17 protein-coding genes and 1 riboswitch are annotated in these 18,123 nt (G+C 68.4%); of the genes, 8 read left to right on the top strand and 9 right to left on the bottom strand.

Annotated features, from left to right (window positions below):
• Positions 1 to 29 precede the first annotated feature (29 nt).
• From smc to H7X47_RS04330, 7 genes are all read left to right on the top strand, one after another.
• Positions 30 to 3,494: a chromosome segregation protein SMC gene (gene smc / locus H7X47_RS04360; RefSeq protein ID WP_319633525.1), complete on the top strand. Its 3,465-nt coding sequence runs from the start codon at positions 30 to 32 to the stop codon at positions 3,492 to 3,494.
• A 234-nt stretch (positions 3,495 to 3,728) separates the two neighbouring features.
• Complete coding sequence (locus H7X47_RS04355) at positions 3,729 to 4,100, top strand: AtpZ/AtpI family protein (protein WP_193367355.1); 372 nt, start codon at positions 3,729 to 3,731, stop codon at positions 4,098 to 4,100.
• Between the two features lie 23 nt (positions 4,101 to 4,123).
• Positions 4,124 to 4,873 (top strand): F0F1 ATP synthase subunit A, encoded by a 750-nt coding sequence (locus H7X47_RS04350; RefSeq protein WP_193367354.1) that lies wholly within the window; start codon positions 4,124 to 4,126, stop codon positions 4,871 to 4,873.
• Between the two features lie 69 nt (positions 4,874 to 4,942).
• Entirely contained in the window at positions 4,943 to 5,167 is a 225-nt protein-coding gene (locus tag H7X47_RS04345; protein ID WP_193367353.1) for an ATP synthase subunit C-like protein, read from the top strand.
• A 99-nt stretch (positions 5,168 to 5,266) separates the two neighbouring features.
• The gene (locus tag H7X47_RS04340) at positions 5,267 to 5,758 is read left to right on the top strand and encodes a F0F1 ATP synthase subunit B family protein (protein WP_193367352.1); all 492 of its coding nucleotides are present in this window, start codon (positions 5,267 to 5,269) and stop codon (positions 5,756 to 5,758) included.
• Complete coding sequence (locus tag H7X47_RS04335) at positions 5,758 to 6,249, top strand: F0F1 ATP synthase subunit B family protein (protein ID WP_193367351.1); 492 nt, start codon at positions 5,758 to 5,760, stop codon at positions 6,247 to 6,249. Before H7X47_RS04340 ends, H7X47_RS04335 begins: the two co-directional genes overlap by 1 nt.
• A gap of 710 nt (positions 6,250 to 6,959) precedes the next feature.
• Entirely contained in the window at positions 6,960 to 7,448 is a 489-nt protein-coding gene (locus tag H7X47_RS04330; RefSeq protein ID WP_193367350.1) for a hypothetical protein, read from the top strand.
• 270 nt (positions 7,449 to 7,718) lie between these two features.
• Here H7X47_RS04330 and H7X47_RS04325 read toward each other — a convergent pair whose 3' ends face one another.
• The 9 genes from H7X47_RS04325 to H7X47_RS04285 all read right to left on the bottom strand — a co-directional run bounded on the left by H7X47_RS04325 (position 7,719) and on the right by H7X47_RS04285 (position 16,854).
• The gene (locus H7X47_RS04325) at positions 7,719 to 8,708 is read right to left on the bottom strand and encodes a zinc-dependent alcohol dehydrogenase family protein (protein WP_193367349.1); all 990 of its coding nucleotides are present in this window, start codon (positions 8,706 to 8,708) and stop codon (positions 7,719 to 7,721) included.
• 79 nt (positions 8,709 to 8,787) lie between these two features.
• Positions 8,788 to 10,113, bottom strand: a complete 1,326-nt coding sequence (gene glyA / locus H7X47_RS04320) for a serine hydroxymethyltransferase (RefSeq protein ID WP_193367348.1) — start codon at positions 10,111 to 10,113, stop codon at positions 8,788 to 8,790.
• Positions 10,114 to 10,204: 91 nt separating this feature from the next.
• A complete protein-coding gene (locus H7X47_RS04315; RefSeq protein ID WP_193367347.1) occupies positions 10,205 to 10,498 on the bottom strand; it encodes a YrhB domain-containing protein in 294 nt (97 codons plus the stop codon).
• A 162-nt stretch (positions 10,499 to 10,660) separates the two neighbouring features.
• Positions 10,661 to 13,567, bottom strand: a complete 2,907-nt coding sequence (gene gcvP / locus H7X47_RS04310; protein WP_193367346.1) for an aminomethyl-transferring glycine dehydrogenase — start codon at positions 13,565 to 13,567, stop codon at positions 10,661 to 10,663.
• Between the two features lie 64 nt (positions 13,568 to 13,631).
• Positions 13,632 to 14,003: a glycine cleavage system protein GcvH gene (gene gcvH, locus H7X47_RS04305; protein WP_193367345.1), complete on the bottom strand. Its 372-nt coding sequence runs from the start codon at positions 14,001 to 14,003 to the stop codon at positions 13,632 to 13,634.
• Positions 14,004 to 14,021: 18 nt separating this feature from the next.
• Positions 14,022 to 15,137: a glycine cleavage system aminomethyltransferase GcvT gene (gene gcvT / locus H7X47_RS04300; protein WP_193367344.1), complete on the bottom strand. Its 1,116-nt coding sequence runs from the start codon at positions 15,135 to 15,137 to the stop codon at positions 14,022 to 14,024.
• Between the two features lie 198 nt (positions 15,138 to 15,335).
• Positions 15,336 to 15,431: riboswitch (glycine riboswitch) on the bottom strand.
• Positions 15,432 to 15,504: 73 nt separating this feature from the next.
• Positions 15,505 to 16,008, bottom strand: a complete 504-nt coding sequence (locus H7X47_RS04295; RefSeq protein WP_193367343.1) for a GFA family protein — start codon at positions 16,006 to 16,008, stop codon at positions 15,505 to 15,507.
• 7 nt (positions 16,009 to 16,015) lie between these two features.
• On the bottom strand, positions 16,016 to 16,570 hold the full coding sequence (locus H7X47_RS04290) for a hypothetical protein (protein ID WP_193367342.1): 555 nt from the start codon (positions 16,568 to 16,570) through the stop codon (positions 16,016 to 16,018).
• Positions 16,571 to 16,614: 44 nt separating this feature from the next.
• Complete coding sequence (locus tag H7X47_RS04285) at positions 16,615 to 16,854, bottom strand: CDGSH iron-sulfur domain-containing protein (RefSeq protein ID WP_193367341.1); 240 nt, start codon at positions 16,852 to 16,854, stop codon at positions 16,615 to 16,617.
• Positions 16,855 to 17,135: 281 nt separating this feature from the next.
• On the opposite strand from H7X47_RS04285, the gene ispH reads away from it, so the two are divergent.
• Positions 17,136 to 18,095, top strand: a complete 960-nt coding sequence (gene ispH / locus H7X47_RS04280) for a 4-hydroxy-3-methylbut-2-enyl diphosphate reductase (RefSeq protein WP_193367340.1) — start codon at positions 17,136 to 17,138, stop codon at positions 18,093 to 18,095.
• Positions 18,096 to 18,123: the final 28 nt, after the last annotated feature.

Raw genomic sequence — 18,123 nt, 5'->3', positions numbered from 1 at the left:
TTATGACGGTACGGGGGGTATAGCCAGGCGTGGTGCAGTTCACCAAGCTTCGCTTGAGCGGGTTTAAATCCTTTGTCGATGCCACCGAACTGGACATCGAGCCGGGCATAACAGGCGTCGTCGGTCCCAACGGCTGCGGCAAGTCCAACCTCGTCGAGGCCCTGCGCTGGGCCATGGGCGAGACCTCGGCCAAGCGCATGCGCGGCAAGGAGATGGACGACGTCATCTTCGCCGGCAGCTCCAACCGCCCCGCCCGCAACGTCGCCGACGTGACCCTGGTGCTGGACAACACCCAGCGCAAGGCGCCGGCCATGTTCAACGAATTCGACGAGATCGAGGTGGTGCGCCGCATCGAGCGCGGCTCCGGCTCCACCTACCGGGTCAACGGCAAGGAGGTGCGCGCCCGCGACGTGCAGCTGCTCTTCGCCGACGCGGCCACCGGCGCCCACTCCACCGCCCTGGTCAGCCAGGGCCGCATCGGCGCCATCATCAATTCCAAGCCGCAGGACCGCCGCCATCTGCTGGAAGAGGCCGCAGGCATCACCGGTCTGCATTCGCGCCGCCACGAGGCCGAGCTGCGCCTGCGCGCCGCGGAAACCAACCTGGAGCGCCTGGACGACGTCATCTCCACCCTGGAGTCGCAGCTCCAGGGCCTGAAGAAGCAGGCCCGCCAGGCGACCCGCTACCGCAACGTCAACGACCAGATCCGCCGCTCCGAGGCCATCGTCCTGCACCTGGAGGGCGAAGAGGCCAAGGCCGCCCTCGCCCGCGCTGAGGAAGCCTTCGGCGAGGCCGAGAAGGCCGTCGCCACGGCCACCGAAGCCGCCGCGGCCAGATCCACCGAGCAGGCCGAGGCGGCCAGCGCCCTGCCGGGGCTGCGCGAGACCGAGGCCGAGGCCGCCGCGGCCCTGCAGCGCCTGAAGGTCGACCGCGACGCCCTGGACCGGGAGGAGGCCCAGGCCGCCGAGGGCAAGGCCCGCGCCGAGGAACGCCTGGCCCAGCTGATGGGCGACAAGTCGCGTGCCGAAGCCCTGGCCGGCGACGCCGAGGCGGCCCAGCAGCGCCTGGCGCAGGAACGCAGCGACCTCAACACCGCCGCCGAGGGCGAGCAGGAAGCCCTGGCCGAAGCCGAGGGCGAGCGCGCCACCGCCGCCGCCAAGGCCGAGGAGCGGGAACAGGCGCTCTCCGCCGTCACCAAGAAGATCGCCGAGGACGAGGCCCGCGCCAACGCCCTGACCCGCCGCATCGACGAACTGACCCAGCGCCTGGAGCGCCTGCGCCGGCAGCGCGAGGAGGCCCGGGCCCAGCGCGAGGCGGTGGAGCGCGAAACCGTGGCCGAGACCGCGCTGCAGTCCGCCGCCGACGCCCTGGCCGCCGCCGAACAGCGCCTGGAGCAGGCCCGCGCGGCCAGCAGCGCGGCCTCCGAGACCACCGCCGAGGCGCGCAACCGCGAGGCCGAGTCGCGCGGCAAGCTGCGCGAGCAGGAAGCGGCGCAAGCCAAGCTGGAAGCCGAGATCGCGGCCCTGACCGCCCTGCTGGAGCCGGCCGAAGCCGACATGTGGCCGCCGGTGGTCGACGCCGTCACCGTGACGCCGGGCTATGAGGCGGCCCTGGGCGCGGCCCTGGGCGACGACCTGACGGTTCCCGCCGACGAGGCGGCGCCGGTGCACTGGCAGGCCCTGGCGCCCCTGGCCAGCGTGCCCGCTCTGCCCTATGGCGCCGAGCCGCTGAGCGGCGTGGTGCGCGGGCCCTCCGCCCTCGACCGCCGCCTCTCGCAGATCGGCGTGGTGACCGACCGCGAGGCCGGCCAGCGCCTGCAGGCCCAGCTGCAGCCCGGCCAGCGCCTGGTGACCAGGGAAGGCGACCTGTGGCGCTGGGACGGCTTCACCGCCCGCGCCGAGGCCCCGACCGCCGCCGCCCAGCGCATGGCCCAGCGCAACCGCGTCGTCGAGCTGCGCGCCGGCCTGGAAGACGTCGAACGCCACACCGCCCGCGCCAGCGCCGACCACGGCGAACTGGAGGCCGCCGTCGAGCAGGCCGCCGGTGCCGAGCGCGCCGCCCGTGCCGCCGAGGGCGAGGCCTTCGAGGCGGTGAACGCCGCCCGCAAGCAGCACGGCGAGCTGGCCCAGCGCGCCGGGGCCGTGGCCTCGCGCCTGGCCGCCCTGGACGAATCCCTGGCCCGCCTGGGCGGCGACGTGGAGGAGAACGAGGGCACCCTGGCCCAGGCCCGCGAGGAACAAGCCGGCCTGCCCGACCTGAACCTGGAGCACCAGCGCGCCGACGAGCTGCGCGAGGAACTGGCCGCCGCCCGCAGCGCCCTGGTGGAGCGCCAGGGTCGCCTGGACCAGTTGCGCCGCGAGGCCGAGGCCCGCGGCCGCCGCCTGATGGACATCGGGACCGAGTTCCAGTCCTGGGCGCGCCGCGGCGAGGAAGCCAAGACCCACCTGGCCGAGCTGGAGGAGCGCCGCGCCGCCACCGAGGCGGAGATCGAGAAACTGGCGGCCGTGCCGCTGGCGCTGATGGAAAAGCGCGACGCCCTGGCCGAGCTGATCGACGCGGCCGAGTCCCGCCGCCGCAGCGCCGCCGACGCCCTGGCGAGCGGCGAGACCCGCCTCAGCGAGGCCGACAAGGCGCTGAAGGCCGAGGAAGCCCGCCTGACCAACGCCCGCGAGAACCGTATCCGCGCCGAGGGCGCGGTCTCCCAGGCGCGCCAGACCCTGGACACGGTCACCGAGAAGGTGCGCGAGAAGCTGTCCTGCGCCCTGGACGACGTGTTGCAGGTGGCCGAGATCCCCGAAGGCCAGGACCTGCCGCCGCGCGAGGACGTGGAGACCAAGCTGGCCCGCCTGCTGCGCGAGCGCGACAACCTGGGTGCGGTCAACCTGCGCGCCGAGCAGGAGGCCCGCGAGCTGGACGAGCAGATCGTCGGCATGCAGTCGGAGCGCAGCGACCTGATCAACGCCATCAGCCGCCTGCGCCAGGGCATCGCCAGCCTGAACCGCGAGGGGCGCGAGCGCCTGCTGGCGGCCTTCGAGCTGGTGAACACCCACTTCCAGGAGCTTTTCGTGCGCCTCTTCGGCGGCGGCCGCGCCCATCTGAAGCTCACCGAATCGGAAGATCCCCTGGCCGCGGGCCTGGAGATCATGGCCAGCCCGCCGGGCAAGCGCCTGCAGGTCATGTCCCTGCTGTCGGGCGGCGAGCAGGCGCTGACCGCGCTGGCCCTGCTTTTCGGCGTCTTCATGACCAATCCGGCACCGATCTGCGTGCTGGACGAGGTCGACGCCCCGCTGGACGACGCCAACGTGGATCGCTTCTGCGCCCTGGTTGACGAGCTGACGAAGGCCACCGGCACCCGCTTCCTGGTCATCACCCACCACCGCATGACCATGGCCCGGGTCAACCGCCTGTTCGGCGTGACCATGGCCGAGCGCGGCATCAGCCAGCTGGTCTCGGTCGACCTGGAGGCCGCCGAGGACCTGCGCGAGAGCGCGTAAGGGCTCTAAGAGCGTCTTTTTCCGGGACTTTTCCGCAGTGCAGCGACGGGGCCGGGAGGCGCCCCCGCCGGACTTGCCGAAAGCCTTCGAATCCGCGCGATTCCGCCGCCTTTGGCCGGGGTTTCTTCGCCTTGACAGAGGGGGGGAGTCTTCATACTGTGCGCGCGAATTCAGCTCAGACCACGGGTAATCCTTGGGGAGAACGGTCACCGGGCAGGGGGGTAAAGGCGCTTCATGAAAGACGACCGTCCCTTGTCATCCCTCGAACAGCTGGACGAGAAACTCCGTGCGGCGGAAGCCAAGCGGCGCAAGACGAAGGCGGGCTCTGAGGACCAGGGCCAAGGACTGGCCTTCGCCATGCGGATCGGGGTTGAGATCGTTGCGGCGCTGATCGTCGGCGTGGCGATCGGTTACTTCCTCGATCGGTGGCTGGGAACCAAACCCTGGTTCCTGCTGCTGTTTTTCGTCCTCGGCGCGGCCGCGGGATTTATGAACGTTTTCCGGGTTGTCGGGGGACTGGGCGGTCAGGTCGGTTACCGCAAGGTTGAAAAGCCGGAGGAGGAAACCTCCAAGCGGACCCCTGGCGGGCGAGACGTAGACGAATAGTCGGGACGGATAGGGTTTAAATAATGGCTGAAGGCGGCGGCGGGCACAGCCCCCTCGAACAGTTCGAGATCAAGAGCATCTTTCCGGCCGGCGGCCATGGCGGCGAGGTCGGGACTTTCGCCTTCACCAACTCCTCGCTGATGATGGTCGCGGCGCTGGTGCTGATCTCCGCTTTCCTGATCCTCGGCATGCGCCGCGGCGCCCTGGTTCCCGGGCGCATGCAGAGCCTGGCCGAGATGTCCTACGAGTTCATCGCGGGGCTGATATCGGACACCGTCGGCGCCGAGGGCCGCCGCTACTTCCCGATCATCTTTACGCTCTTCATGTTCATCCTGTTCGGCAACCTGCTCGGCATGCTGCCCTACAGCTTCACCTTCACCAGCCACATCATCGTGACCTTCGCCCTGGCGGCGATGGTCTTCATCGGCGTGACCGTCCTGGCCATCGCCAAGCACGGCATGCACTTCTTCAGCTTCTTCGTGCCGCCGGGCGCGCCGCTCGCCATGTGGCCGCTGCTGATCCCGATCGAGGTGATCTCCTACCTCTCGCGTCCGATCAGCCTTTCCGTCCGTCTTTTCGCCAACATGCTGGCCGGGCACACGCTGCTCAAGGTCATCGCCGGTTTCATCGGCGTCCTCGGCGTGTTCGGCATTCTGCCCTTCGCGCTGGTCGTGGCGCTGACCGGCCTGGAGATCCTTATCGCCTTCCTCCAGGCCTACGTCTTCGCCATCCTGACCTGCCTCTACATCAACGACGCGCTGCACCTGCACTGATCGACAGGACGGGCCGGAGCGTCATCGACAACCCTCATTCAGCTTTTTACGTCAAAGGGAGCTTTAACAATGGAACTTGAAGCCGCGAAAGTGATCGGCGCGGGCCTGGCCGTTATCGGCGTCATCGGCTCTGGTATCGGCATCGGCAGCATCTTCTCGTCCTTCATCGTCGCGGTCGGCCGCAATCCGGCGGCGCGTGGCGAGGTCTTCACCATGACCATGCTGGGCTTCGCGCTGGTGGAAGCCATCGCGCTGTTCGCGCTGGTCATCGCGCTGCTCATCCTGTTCGGCTAAGCGCCGACCGCGGAAAAGCTCTCGGCCGGCGGCGGCAAAGCCGCCGGCACCCGCTTTTCCCGCCGGCATCATCCCTGACAGAGTGAGAGGACGCGGGCCATGCCCCAACTCGATCCTGCCGTCTGGCCGACACAGCTGATCTGGCTGGCGATCACCTTTATCGCCTGCTACCTGGTCATCTGGCGCATCGCCCTGCCGCGCATCGCCGATGTCCTGGAAGCAAGACAGCGCAAGCTGGACGACGACCTGAAGAAGGCCACGGCCCTCAAGGAAGAGGCCGAGACCATCCTGGCCGAGTACGAGAAGATGCGCGCCGACGCCCAGGCTTCGGCGCACAGCGTGCTGCAGAAGGCCCAGGATGAGATGAAGGCCGAGGCGGAACGCCAAAACAGCGAAGTGGCGGCCAAGCTGGCCAAGCAGACCGAGGAAGCCGAGGCGCGCATCGCCGAGGCCAAGACGGCAGCGCTTTCCAGCCTGGAGGGCACGGTCAACGAGGTCGTGGCCGCGGCCACCGAGAAGCTGATCGGCGTCAAGGCCGGCGATCAGGAGATCGCCCGGGCCGTGACCGAGGTGATGGGAGGCAAGCGCTGATGGGTGCCCTTCTCTACGATCCCACCTTCTGGGTCGCCATTGCCTTCTTCGTCTTCGTCGGCCTGATCGTCTGGAAGGCGCGCACCGCCATCCTGGACGGCATCGACGCCCGCGCCGAGCGCATCAAGGCGGAACTCGACGAGGCCCAGCGCCTGCGCGAGGAAGCGCAGAAGACCCTGGCCGAATACAAGCGCAAGCAACGCGACGCGGCCAAGGAGGCCGAGGACCTGAAGGCCAGCGCCAGGCACGAGGCCGAACTGCTGAGCAAGCAGGCCGCCGAAGACCTGAAGGCCACTCTGGCCCGCCGCGAGAAGACGGCCCTGGAGAAGATCGCGCAGGCCGAGACCCAGGCGGTGCAGGACGTGCGCGTCCAGGCCGTCGACATCGCCATGGCGGCCACCGCCAAGCTGCTGAGCGAGAGCGTCGACCCGCAGCGCGACCAGGCCATGGTCGACCAGGCCATCAAGGATCTGGGGCAGAAGCTGCACTAAGCGCGGCTGAACGTCTCCGAACGACAAACGCCCGGTTCTCTAACGAGAGCCGGGCGTTTTTCTTTTCGCCTTCTGGATTGCGCTGGCTTACCGAGGGGGCCGCTCTTTGCGGCAAACAAGAACGAAGCTGGGGACAAGAGAAATGACAAAGCAAGCCACGACATACCACCCGTAGATGTTGTCGGTCCGGGAGAGTTCTGCCCAGCGATCGAAGTAGCCATAGAATACGAGAAAGGGAGCCAAGAGCACGCCAACCCCGACAAGGCGAATGAGAGCTCTGGCTGTGTAGCGCAACGCTCCGCGTGGCCGCTTCGTCTCCGGCGTCATCCAAAGGATCAGCCAGCTCGCGAGAAATCCCAAGAGAGAGCCGGCTGCGAAGAAACAGGCCGTAAATAAGTAGATCATGTGTACAGAACCCGGTTGCGCGATCGAGTTTGGCAGCCCCACAAGTATGCCAAGGCTCTTTCGATTTCCGCCCTGCATCGTTGTTCGCCACTATAGCAGGACAAGCTCAGGGAATGAATCTCCATGGGTATTTCCTCCACCGTCCTACAAAGCACTTTTCGGGGCTTATCCCACGGCAGTCGGCTGAGGAAGTGACACCGGGCCACGCCCTCTTCACCGCCGCCTTTATTCCCGTCATAGTGAACCGCCGCGCCCGCCGGCACGACTTAGTTACGTCGCCGCCAAGCCGTTTGCGGAGAACCGGAATGATCGCCTTCGAATCCACGAAGCTTTCGGGCGCCCTCGCCCGCCTGGCCGCGGCCGGCGCTGTCCTGCTGCTGCTCGCCGGCGGCCTGCAGGGCGAGGCCGCGGCCCAGTTCAAATCGCCGATCCCGGAGCCCGAGTACCTGCTCTACGGCGGCGCGAACCACAGCGTCTTCCTGGGCTGCCTCAACTGCTCGCGCTTCGACAGCCGCTCCGTCTGGAACAAGCTGAGCCCCTACGGCTCGGAGTACGACGGGGACACCATCTGGAACAAGATCAGCGCCTACGGCTCGCCCTACAAGCCGCTCAGTCCCTGGCACCCGCAGTCCTTCGACGGGCCCGTGGTGAAGGACAGCGAGGGCAGGTCCTACGGCACCTTCACGCGCAATGTCCACGACGAGGACCGGACCAAGGTCGAATCGCTGCTGTGGCTGCTGAACAACTACGACTACGTGATCGCCAACCTCGACGAGGTGAGGCTGCGGCACTGAACGCGCCTGGCAGTCGTTGCCGGAAATCCACCCCAGGCGGTCACCCTCGGACTTGTTCCACGGCTGTCCGGTTGGGGAAGCGAGCCGCAAGGCAGGCCTTCGGCCTTCACCCCCTCCTGACCTCCCCCCATCAAGAGGGGAGGAATGATTTTTGAAGACACGGCAATAAGCTATCCCCTCCCCCTTCGATGGGGGAGGGTTGGGGTGGGGGTGACACCCTTGCCGCTTCAAGTCCTCAGCAAGCTGGGCACAGTTCCGGATTCCTGCTCCCTACTCCGCCGTCGGGGTGAAGAGGATCTTGCCGCCGCGCCCGGCCTGGAAGGCGTGGGCCAGGGCGGCCTTGGCGTCCGTCAGGGCGTAGCTGGCCTCCACCGGCACCTCCAGGGTGCCGTCCATGAAGTAGCCGGCCATCTTGGCGTAGAGCGATTCGATCTCCTCGCGCGTGAGGGTCTGCATCTTGCGCATCAGCCAGAAGCCCTTCAGCGTGATGTCGTGGATGATCGCCTGGTGCGGGGTGATCATGCAGGGCTCGCCGGAGAGGAAGCCGTAGTTCACCACCGTGCCGCCGTCGGAAAGGCAGTCGGCGAGGCGCCGGCACAGCGGCCCGCCGGCGGCGTCGATGCCGAGACGCACCGGCGCCGCGTCGCCGATCGCCTCGCGCACGCGTTCGCCGACGTCGTCGCCGTCGACCACCACCACGTCGGCGCCCAGGCCTTTCAGCTCCTCGACCAGTTCCTCCCGGCGCACGATGTTGACGCTGTGCAGGCCGCGGGCCTTGGCGAGGCGGATGACATGGCGGCCCACCGCCGAGTTGGCGGCGTTCTGGGCCACCCAGTCGCCGGGCTTCAACTCGACGTAGTCGCTGAGCATGAAATGGGCCGAGGGCGGGTTGGCCTTCAGCATGGCCGCCAGGGTGAAGTCGATGGCGTCGGGCAGCTTCACCACCCGGTCGGCCAGCGCCTTGATGCGCTCGGCCCAGTTGGCGCGGCCCAGGCTCATAACCTTGTCGCCGGGCTTCAGGTGATCGACGCCCGCGCCCACCGCGGTGACGCGCCCGGTCCCCTCGATGCCCATGGGCGCCGGCAGCGTCTCGGGGCCGGGGTAGCGGCCTTCCATGATCAGCAGGTCGGCGGGGTTGATCGCCGAGGCGCGGATCTCCACCACCACCTCGCCCTCGCCCGGCGCGCCTACGTCGTCCACCTCGACGCAAGTACAGGCCTCGTCCGGGCGCGCGTGTCGCTGAAGCTGGATCGCTTTCATCTTTCCTCCCTCATCGATCGCCTTGTTTTGCCGCGATGCTACAGGAAGGGCCCCCTCGCGCGAAGGGCCGTCGGCACGCCTAGGCTTGGCAAACGTAGTGCAGGCGGCCGAAGCGGGCGCGCAGGGCGGCGACTTCCGGCGCCAGGGCCTCGGGGGCGTCGGTGGCCAGCGCGCGCTTCAGCAGGCCCGCCAGCGCCGCCACGTCGTCCTCGGTGACGCCCCAGCGCACCAGCTCCGGCGTGCCGATCCTGAGACCGTTCATGTCGCCCGCGACCGGTTCGATGGGCAGACCAATGCCGCAGGCGAGGAAGCCGGCCCGGCGCAGCTTCTTGGACGCCGCCTGGCCGCCGCCCCAGGCCGCGGCCGCCAGCGCGAACTGGTGCGACCGCGTGAAGCCCTTGTCGCGGGCGAAAACCGGCAGGCCCTCGGCGTCCAGGGCCGCGGCGAAGGCTTGGGCCACCGAGATCATCTTTGCCGCATAGGCCTTCCCGTACTCGCGCCAGTCGATCAGCGTGTAGGCCAGGGCCGCCGACTTGGCGGCATCGAAGTTGGCGGTAAGCCCCGGAAAGGCGATGGCGTCGAGCTTCTCCGCCAGCCCGGCGTCGTTGGTGACCAGCAGGCCCCCGGCGGGCCCGCCCAGGCTCTTGTAGGTGCTCATGGTCATGAGGTGGGCGCCCTCGGCCAGGGGATCGGCCCAGGCCCCGCCGGCGATGATGCCGCACTGGTGGGCGGCGTCGAACAGCAGCTTGGCGCCGACGCCGTCGGCGATCTCGCGCACCTGGGCCACCGGATGGGGAAAGAGGTTGAGGCTGCCGCCCAGGGTGATGAGCTTGGGGCGCACCTCCCGCGCCAGCTTTTTCAGCGCCGCCAGGTCCACGGTGTAGCCCTCGGCGTCGACCGGCGCCGGATGGATCGTCAGGCCGTAGAGCCCGGCGCAGCCGGCGGCGTGGTGGGTGACATGGCCGCCGATGGCCGGCGGCGGCGCGATGATCGCGTCGCCCGGCCGGCAGGTGGCCATGAAGGCGTAGAGGTTCGCCAGGGCACCCGAGGCGATGCGGATCTCCGCGTAGCTGGCGCGGAAGATCTCGGCGGCCAGCTCGGCGGCGATCACCTCGATCTCCTCGATGGCCTCCAGGCCCATCTCGTACTTGTCGCCGGGATAGCCCAGCGAGGGCCGCGCGCCGAGCCCTGCCGCCAGCACCGCCTCGGCACGCGGGTTCATCACGTTGGTGGCGGGGTTGAGGTTGAAGCACTCGCGCTCATGGATGGCGCGGTTGCGCTCCACCAGGTCATCGAGCCGCCGGGCGATGTCGCCGGAGGCCAGCGCGGCGGTGCGCCCGGCGAGGCTTTGGATGTAGGTCTCGCAAGCTTCCGGCACCCAGGGCCGGTAGGCCAAGTCGGTCATGAAAAACTCCCTGCTCTTGCGGCAAGGAGAGCATCCTTCGGCGGAGGCAGCAAAGGGGAAATGCGGCGGTGGCGGCGACCCCTGGCCGAACCTACCCGTGCGGTGATCCTGACCGCCTGAAACTCTCGATATAGACTTCGACGGGGTGGGCGGTCCCCGTCACGTGCAGACTTCCATCCACCTTCGACACGATGATCGGCGCGTTCCCGGCCAACTGGTCAGCAAAGCTCCCCGACCTGAGATACTCCTCTGACTGATAGAAGAAGACCCAGCCAAAATCTTCCTCCATCGTCTCATCGTCCAGCAACACGAGCTTCGGGGTACCGGTCGCGGTTTCCGCAAGATGCTGCTCCACAATCTCACGCGCCTCTTCGTAATCGATCACGCCCTATCCTTTGCTGTTGGCCGAAGAGCCTTCGAGCTGTCAGCCTACCCCCCCTCACCCAGCTTCGCCTAGGCTCGTACCTCGCCGAGGCTGCGCAACCCTCTCCCACCAGGGGAGAGGGAGGGGCCCGCGAAGCGGGAGGGTGAGGGGGTACTTCTTCCCCTACTCCGCCGCCTCCTGGTAGGCCTCGATGGGCGGGCAGGTGCAGACCAGGTGGCGGTCGCCGGCGACGTTGTCGACGCGGCCGACCGGCGGCCAGAACTTGTCGTCCATCGCGCCGTCCAGGGGAAAGAAGGCCTGCTCCTTGCTGTAGGGCCGATCCCAGTCGGCCAGCAGCAGGTGGTGGGTGTGCGGGGCGTGGCGCAGCACGCTGTCCTCCGCACTCACCTTGCCGGCCTCGACCTCGGCGACCTCGCCGGCGATGGCGATCAAGGCGTCGCAGAAGCGGTCGATCTCGCGCTTGGCCTCGCTCTCCGTCGGCTCGATCATCAGGGTGTCGGCCACCGGGAAGGACATGGTCGGCGCGTGGTAGCCGTAGTCGACCAGGCGCTTGGCGACGTCCTCCACGGAGATGCCGCAGCGCCCCTTGAGGTCGCGCAGGTCGATGATGCACTCGTGCGCCACCATGCCGTTCTGGCCCGTGTAGAGCACCGGGAAGTGCGGGGCCAGGCGGTGGGCGATGTAGTTGGCGTTGAGGATCGCCACCTGGGTCGCGCGGGTCAGGCCCTCGGCCCCCATCATGGCGATGTAGGCCCAGGAGATCGGCAGGATCGAGGCCGAGCCCCAGGGCGCCGCCGAGACGGGGCCCATGGTCTCCCCCTCGCCCGCCGCCGGGTTCACGCCCTTGACCACCGGGTGGTCCGGCAGGAAGGGCGCCAGATGCGAACGCACGCCGATCGGGCCCACGCCGGGGCCGCCGCCGCCGTGCGGGATGCAGAAGGTCTTGTGCAGGTTCATGTGCGAGACGTCGGCGCCGATCTCGCCCGGCTTGCAGAGGCCGAGCAGGGCGTTGAAGTTGGCGCCGTCCATGTAGACCTGGCCGCCGTTGTCGTGGATCACCTGGCAGATCTCGCGGATCGCCGCCTCGAAGACGCCGTGCGTCGAGGGATAGGTGACCATGAGCGCGCCGAGGCTGTCCTTGTGCTCGCCGGCCTTGGTCTTCAGGTCCGCCACGTCGACGTTGCCGTTGTCGTCGCACTTCACCACCACGACCTTCATGCCGGCCATGGAGGCCGAAGCCGGGTTGGTGCCGTGCGCCGAGGAGGGAATGAGGCAGACGTCGCGGTGCGCCTCGCCGCGGCTTTCGTGGTACTTGCGGATGGTCATGAGTCCGGCGAACTCGCCCTGCGAGCCGGCGTTGGGCTGCAGCGAGACCGCGTCGAAGCCGGTGGCCGCGCAGAGCATGCCCTCCAGCTCGTCGAAGAGCTGGTGATAGCCCTGCACCTGGTCCAGCGGCGCGAAGGGATGGATCTCGGCAAACTCCGGCCAGGTGATGGCCTGCATCTCCGTGGTCGCGTTCAGCTTCATGGTGCAGGAGCCGAGCGGGATCATGGAGCGGTCGAGGGCGATGTCCTTGGCCTGCAGGCGGCGCAGGTAGCGCAGCATCTCGGTCTCGCCGTGATAAAGCTTGAAGACCGGGTGCGTCAGGTAATCGGAGGTCCGCTTCAGCTCCGCCGGAATGCCGTCCCTGGCCTGGCCGTCCAGGTCCTCGACGCGCGGCGGCTCGACGCCGAAGCCGGCGAAGGTGTCGAACAGTTTCTGCACGTCCTCGGGCTTGGTGGTCTCGTCCAGCGAGATGCCGATGCGCCCGCTGTCGATGAGGCGCAGGTTGATGCCCGCCTCCCGCGCCTTGGCGAGCAGCACCTCGGCGCGGCCCGGCACGGCCAGCGTCAGCGTATCGAAGAAGGTGTCGTTCTCCACCTGGATGCCGAGCTGCTTCAGCCCCTGCCAGAGGATGCCGGTCAGGCGCTGTACCCGGCGGGCGATGCGCTCCAGCCCGTCGGGGCCGTGGTAGACGGCGAAGAGCGCGGCGATGATCGCCAGCAGCACCTGCGCGGTGCAGATGTTGCTGGTCGCCTTCTCGCGGCGGATGTGCTGCTCGCGGGTCTGCAGGGCCATGCGCAGGGCCGGGCGGCCGGCGGAGTCCACCGAGACGCCGATGAGGCGGCCGGGGACCGAGCGCTTGTAGGCATCCTTGGTGGCGAAGTAGGCGGCGTGCGGGCCGCCGTAGCCCATGGGCACGCCGAAACGCTGGGAGGAGCCGACGACGATGTCGGCGCCCAGCTCGCCCGGCGGCGTGGCGAGGGTCAGCGCCAGCAGGTCGGCGGCGACCACGGCCAGGGCGTTCTGGGCGTGCAGGGCCTCGACAATGGGGCGGATGTCGCGCAAGTGGCCATAGGTGCCCGGATACTGCAGCAGGGCGCCGAAGACCGCCTTCCCGGCCAGTTCCGTCGCCGGGTCGCCGACGATGATCTCGATGTCCAGCGGCCGCGCGCGGGTCTGGATCACCGCCAGGGTCTGCGGGTGGCAGTCCGCGGCCACGAAGAAGGCCTCCGACTTCGACTTGGAGACGCGGTGCGCCATGGCCATGGCCTCGGCCGCCGCCGTCGCCTCGTCCAGCAGCGAGGCGTTGGCGATCTCCAGGCCGGTCAGGTCGATGATCATCTGCTGGAAGTTCAGCAGCACCTCCAGGCGGCCCTGGCTGACCTCGGCCTGGTAGGGCGTGTAGGCGGTGTACCAGCCGGGGTTCTCCAGCACCCGGCGCTGGATGACTCCGGGCAGGAAGGTGCCGTAGTAGCCCATGCCGATCATCGAGGTCATGATCTGGTTGCGGTCGGCCATGGCCCGCAGGTAGGCCAGGGTGTCGCGCTCGTTGCGCACCGGCGGCAGGGCCATGGGACCGCTGCTGCGGATGGAATCCGGCACCGCCTTGTCGACCAGGGCGTCCAGGGAATCGAGCCCCAGGCTCTCCAGCATGGCCGCGATCTGCGGCTCGCCGGGACCGATGTGGCGGCGCACGAAGTCGTCGCGCTTCTCCAGTTCAGCAAGTGACGGCTTCTCGTTACTCATGGATCCTCTCCGGTTACACCCTGCTCGCAATGCTTTGAATGGCGCTCAGTCGCCAACGATGTCCCTAGTCGCCAACGAAATCCTTGTAGGCGGCCTCGTCCATCAGCGCGGCGACCTGCGAGGGGTCGCTGAGCTTCATCTTGAAGAACCAGCCGTCACCTTCGGCGTCGCTGTTCACCTTGGCCGGCTCGTCGTTCAGCGCCTCGTTGACCTCCAGCACCTCGCCGTCGGCCGGCGCGTAGATCTCGCTGGCGGCCTTCACCGATTCGACCACCGCGGCTTCCTTGCCCTTCTCCAGGGCCTTGCCGACGTCCGGCAGCTCGACGAAGACGATGTCGCCCAGCTGTTCCTGGGCGTGGTCGCTGATGCCCACCACGGCGCTGTCGCCGTCGATGAGCACCCATTCGTGGTCTTCGGTATAACGCTTCTCGCTCATGTCTCTCAGGTCCCCCTCTCAGCCTCTGAAGTAGTTGTGTTTCACGAAGGGCAGCGCCGCCACCTTGCACGGCAGGGCCTTGCCCCTGACCACGGCCTGCAGCGCAGTTCCCTCCGCCGCCAGGCCGCTGTCCACATAGCCCATGGCGACCGGCCCGCCTACCGTCGGCCCGAAGCCGCCGGAGGTCACCTTGCCGACCACCTCGCCCTGGTCATTCTGCAGCACCGTGCCCTCGCGCATCGGCGCGCGGCCTTCCGGCAGCAGGCCGACGCGGCGGCGCTGCGCGCCCTCGGCCAGCTGCTCCTGCACAACGGCGGCGCCGGGAAAGCCGCCGCCCTCGCGGCGGCGCTTCTGGATCGCCCAGGTCAGGTCGGCCTCGACCGGCGTGGTGGTGGTGTCGATGTCATGGCCGTAGAGGCAGAGCCCGGCCTCCAGGCGCAGCGAATCGCGCGCGCCCAGGCCGATCGGCATGACCTCCTCGGCGCTCAGCAGGTGGCGCGCCAGGGCGTCGGCGGCCTCGGCGGGCACGGAGATCTCGTAGCCGTCTTCGCCGGTGTAGCCGGAGCGGCTGACGATGCAGGCCGTCCCGTCGATTTCCACCGGCTTGCAGTCCATGAACCTCATCGTCTCGACCCCCGGCGCCAGGCGCGCCAGCACCGCCGCCGCCTTGGGCCCCTGCAGCGCCATGAGCGCGCGGTCCGACAGCTCGGTAAGGGTCACCTCGCCCTTCAGGTTCGCCTTCAGGTGGGCGATGTCGGCGTCCTTGCAGGCGGCGTTGACCACCAGGAACAGCCAGTCGCCCTGGTTGGAGATCATCAGGTCGTCGAGGATGCCGCCGGCATCGTTGGTGAAGAAGCTGTAGCGCTGGCGCCCCTCGGCGAGGCCGGCCAGGTCCGCCGGCACCAGGGCCTCCAGCGCGGCGACGCGGTCGGCGCCCTCCAGCTTCACCTGGCCCATATGGGAGACGTCGAACAGCCCGGCGTACTCGCGGGTCTGCTTGTGCTCGGCCATGATGCCGGCCGGGTACTGCACCGGCAGGGCATAGCCCGCAAAGGGCACGATCTTGCCGCCCAGTTCCTGGTGCAGGGTGAAGAGGGGTGTTTCTTTCTGCCCCGCTGTGCCTGGCTCTCCCAAGGCGCGCCTCCTTCGACAAAAGTCATTCCGCCAGCACCACCCCCTTGAGGGTAGCCCGGCCCCTTCTGTCGTGGATACCTGAGAGATTCATCGGTACGCCGATAACATCGGCTGCCGACTTACTCCTTCGGTGAGACCCGCCCGGCCAAAATCCCCATGCAAGTCAGGGGGCCGGGCGCGACCGCTTTCCAGAAGCGCCTCACCCTTGCGGTCCTTTTGCCTGAGAGTTTCCGGGGCGGTTGCTCCTTCGGCGCCGGCTTCTTTGCGAAAACCGGTCTCTCCCGCAAGGGATCAGTGGCAAAAGGCGATCGACTCGCGGACGACCGCCCTGCTGTAGTCAGGAAGCTAGCCCGCCGGAGGGTGGATTTCAACTGCCTGCGTCGCCGCCGCCGCCATCGCCGCCTTCCGGGGCGGGGATTCGCGGGCGATAGCGGGCCATGAGGGCCTCCATGTCCGCCGGCTGGCGGGCATAGTGCAGGCCCTCGGGCAGCAGGTCCACCCAGGCCTGCCGGCTGTCGGTCCAGACATCGCCGATCGGCTGCAGGCCCGAGGGATCGTCCAGGGTGCCGGGCTTCAGGTTGACCATGCCGGGCCGGCTGGGCGAGGTGTGATAGAGCCGGGTGCCGCAGGTCCCGCAGAGAAAGCCGTGCACCGGGCGGCCGCTGTCGGCGGTGCGCGACCAGGTGCTCGCACGGCCCTCGGTAATCTCGAACGCCGTCTCCGGCAGGATCATCGACATCCCGAAGGCGCTGGACGACTGCTTCTGGCAGTCGCGGCAGTGGCAGCGGTAAAGCGTCAGGGCCTCCGCCAGATCGACGCTGTAGCGGACGGCGCCGCACTGGCAGCCGCCCTGCACTCTCTGGTCCGGCATGTCCGCCTCAATAGTTGGCGCGGTTGTAGTCCAGTTCCTCGCGGGTCAGGTCCAGGCCGACGTAGATCAGGTAGTCGCCGCCGTCCTCGTTGCCCTGCAGCGTGATGACCTGGCCGATCTCCTCCAGGCCGGAAACGCGCGTGCGGTTGCCGGGGAAGGGAATGGCGATGTCGAAGCTTTGGCGCGCCAGAATGGTCTGGTCGGTGCGGGCGACGGCCACGAAGTAGCTGATGTTGGCCAGGCGGTCGCTGTTGGCCGGACCGCGCGAGCCGATCACCTGCACCTGCAGGTCGACGTCCAGAACGTTGTCGTCGTATTCGCAGACCAGCCTGCCGGTCTCGATGGAGGCCTCGAAGAGTACGTCGGTCAGGTCGCGCCCCTGGCCGCTGAACTTCACCTGGCGCGCGGCGTCGGTGAGCACCCTCACCTCGGGGCAGGGCCGGGTTTCCGGCTCGCTGGCGCAGCCGGCCAGCAGCAGGCCGGCGGCGAGGCCGAAGAGCAGGCCGGAGCGGCGCAGAAATCGGGATCGGAGGACGTCAAACCGGGAAGAAAAGGCAATCATGGAGGCTCGCTATATCGCAGGGGTCCTGGACGCGGGTCGGCCGGTCAGAGCCGGGAGTGGCTGCCGTCGCAGAGCGGCCGCTTGCCGGTCGCCTTGCAGCCGCAGAAAAACACGACCTTGCTGGCCGGCGCCTCGTAGCGGACCGGGGTGAGCCCCGTCCCGGAGTGGGAGCCGTCACAGAAAGGCTGATTCTTGCTGCGCCCGCAGGCACACCAGAAGTACTTCTTTCCGGCCTCGACGGAAACCTTATATGGCTCCTTTTGCGCGGGAATCGGGTCTGCCATGAAGCCTTCCTTCTACTGGCGTGCTGTATTAGTGTCCGCGGGCGGCGCCGGAGAGCCGCCGGGAAGCGCCATTTTCTTGCTGGGCGGACTTTAAGGAACCGCCGGGGCTGGGACAAGGGGCCCCCTGGTGGTAGACCCGGCCCGGCGGAAACCAGGCAGCCGCCCGAAACAAGCCTTGCGGCACCGGCTTCGCGCGCTCACCCTAGAGTCCGCGGCTTCGGCGCCCCCGAGGCCGGACGGGCCATTCCCCAGGATCGTTCCAAGGACAGGGACCCCTTTGAATGAGTAAAAAGCCGCTTACCGTTCTTCTGGCCAACCCCCGGGGCTTCTGCGCCGGCGTCGAGCGGGCCATCGAAATCGTCGAGCGCGCGCTGGAGCGCTACGGCGCGCCGGTCTACGTGCGCCACGAGATCGTCCACAACCGCTTCGTGGTCGAGTCGCTGGAGGCCAAGGGCGCCGTCTTCGTCGAGGAGCTGGACGAGGTGCCGGAGGGCGTGCCGGTGATCTTCTCCGCCCATGGCGTGCCCAAGGAGGTGCCGAGCGAGGCCGAGCGGCGCCAGCTCTTCTACCTGGACGCCACCTGCCCGCTGGTCAGCAAGGTGCACCGCGAGGCCGAGCGCCATGCCCGGGTCGGGCACCAGATCCTGCTGATCGGCCACGCCGGCCACCCGGAGGTCATCGGCACCATGGGCCAGGTCGAGGAAGGCGCCATCCTGCTGGTCGAGAACGTCGAAGAGGCCGAGAGCGTTCAGGTCGACGACCCGGACAACCTGGCCTACATCACCCAGACCACTCTGTCGGTGGACGATACCATCGAGATCATCTCCGCCCTGCGGCGGCGCTTCCCGGCCATTCACGGCCCCAAGAAGGAAGACATCTGCTACGCCACCACCAACCGTCAGGAGGCGGTGAAGACCATCGCCCGCAATTGCGATGCCCTGATGGTTGTCGGGGCGCCGAACTCCTCCAACTCCCAGCGCCTGGTGGAAGTCGCGCGCCGCGAGGGCTGCCCCAAGTCTCTGCTGGTCCAGCGCGCCGCCGACATCGACTGGGAGACCCTGGGCCAGATCCAGCGGCTGGGGCTGACCGCCGGCGCCTCCGCGCCGGAGGTCCTGGTGGAGGAAGTCATCGACGCCTGCCGTGAACGCTTCGACGTCGAACTCCAGAACGTCAGCGGCGTGGTCGAGGACGTCATCTTCAAACTGCCCCGGGAACTGACCGCCAAGACCGCCTCCGCCTGACAGCCGACGCCCGCCACAGCAACCCCGG

The sequence above is a fragment of the Pelagibius marinus genome (assembly GCF_014925385.1).
Taxonomy (GTDB): domain Bacteria; phylum Pseudomonadota; class Alphaproteobacteria; order Kiloniellales; family Kiloniellaceae; genus Pelagibius; species Pelagibius marinus.
The sequence above is the reverse complement of the archived record's forward strand: the minus strand, read 5'-3'. Positions and strand labels throughout refer to the sequence as shown.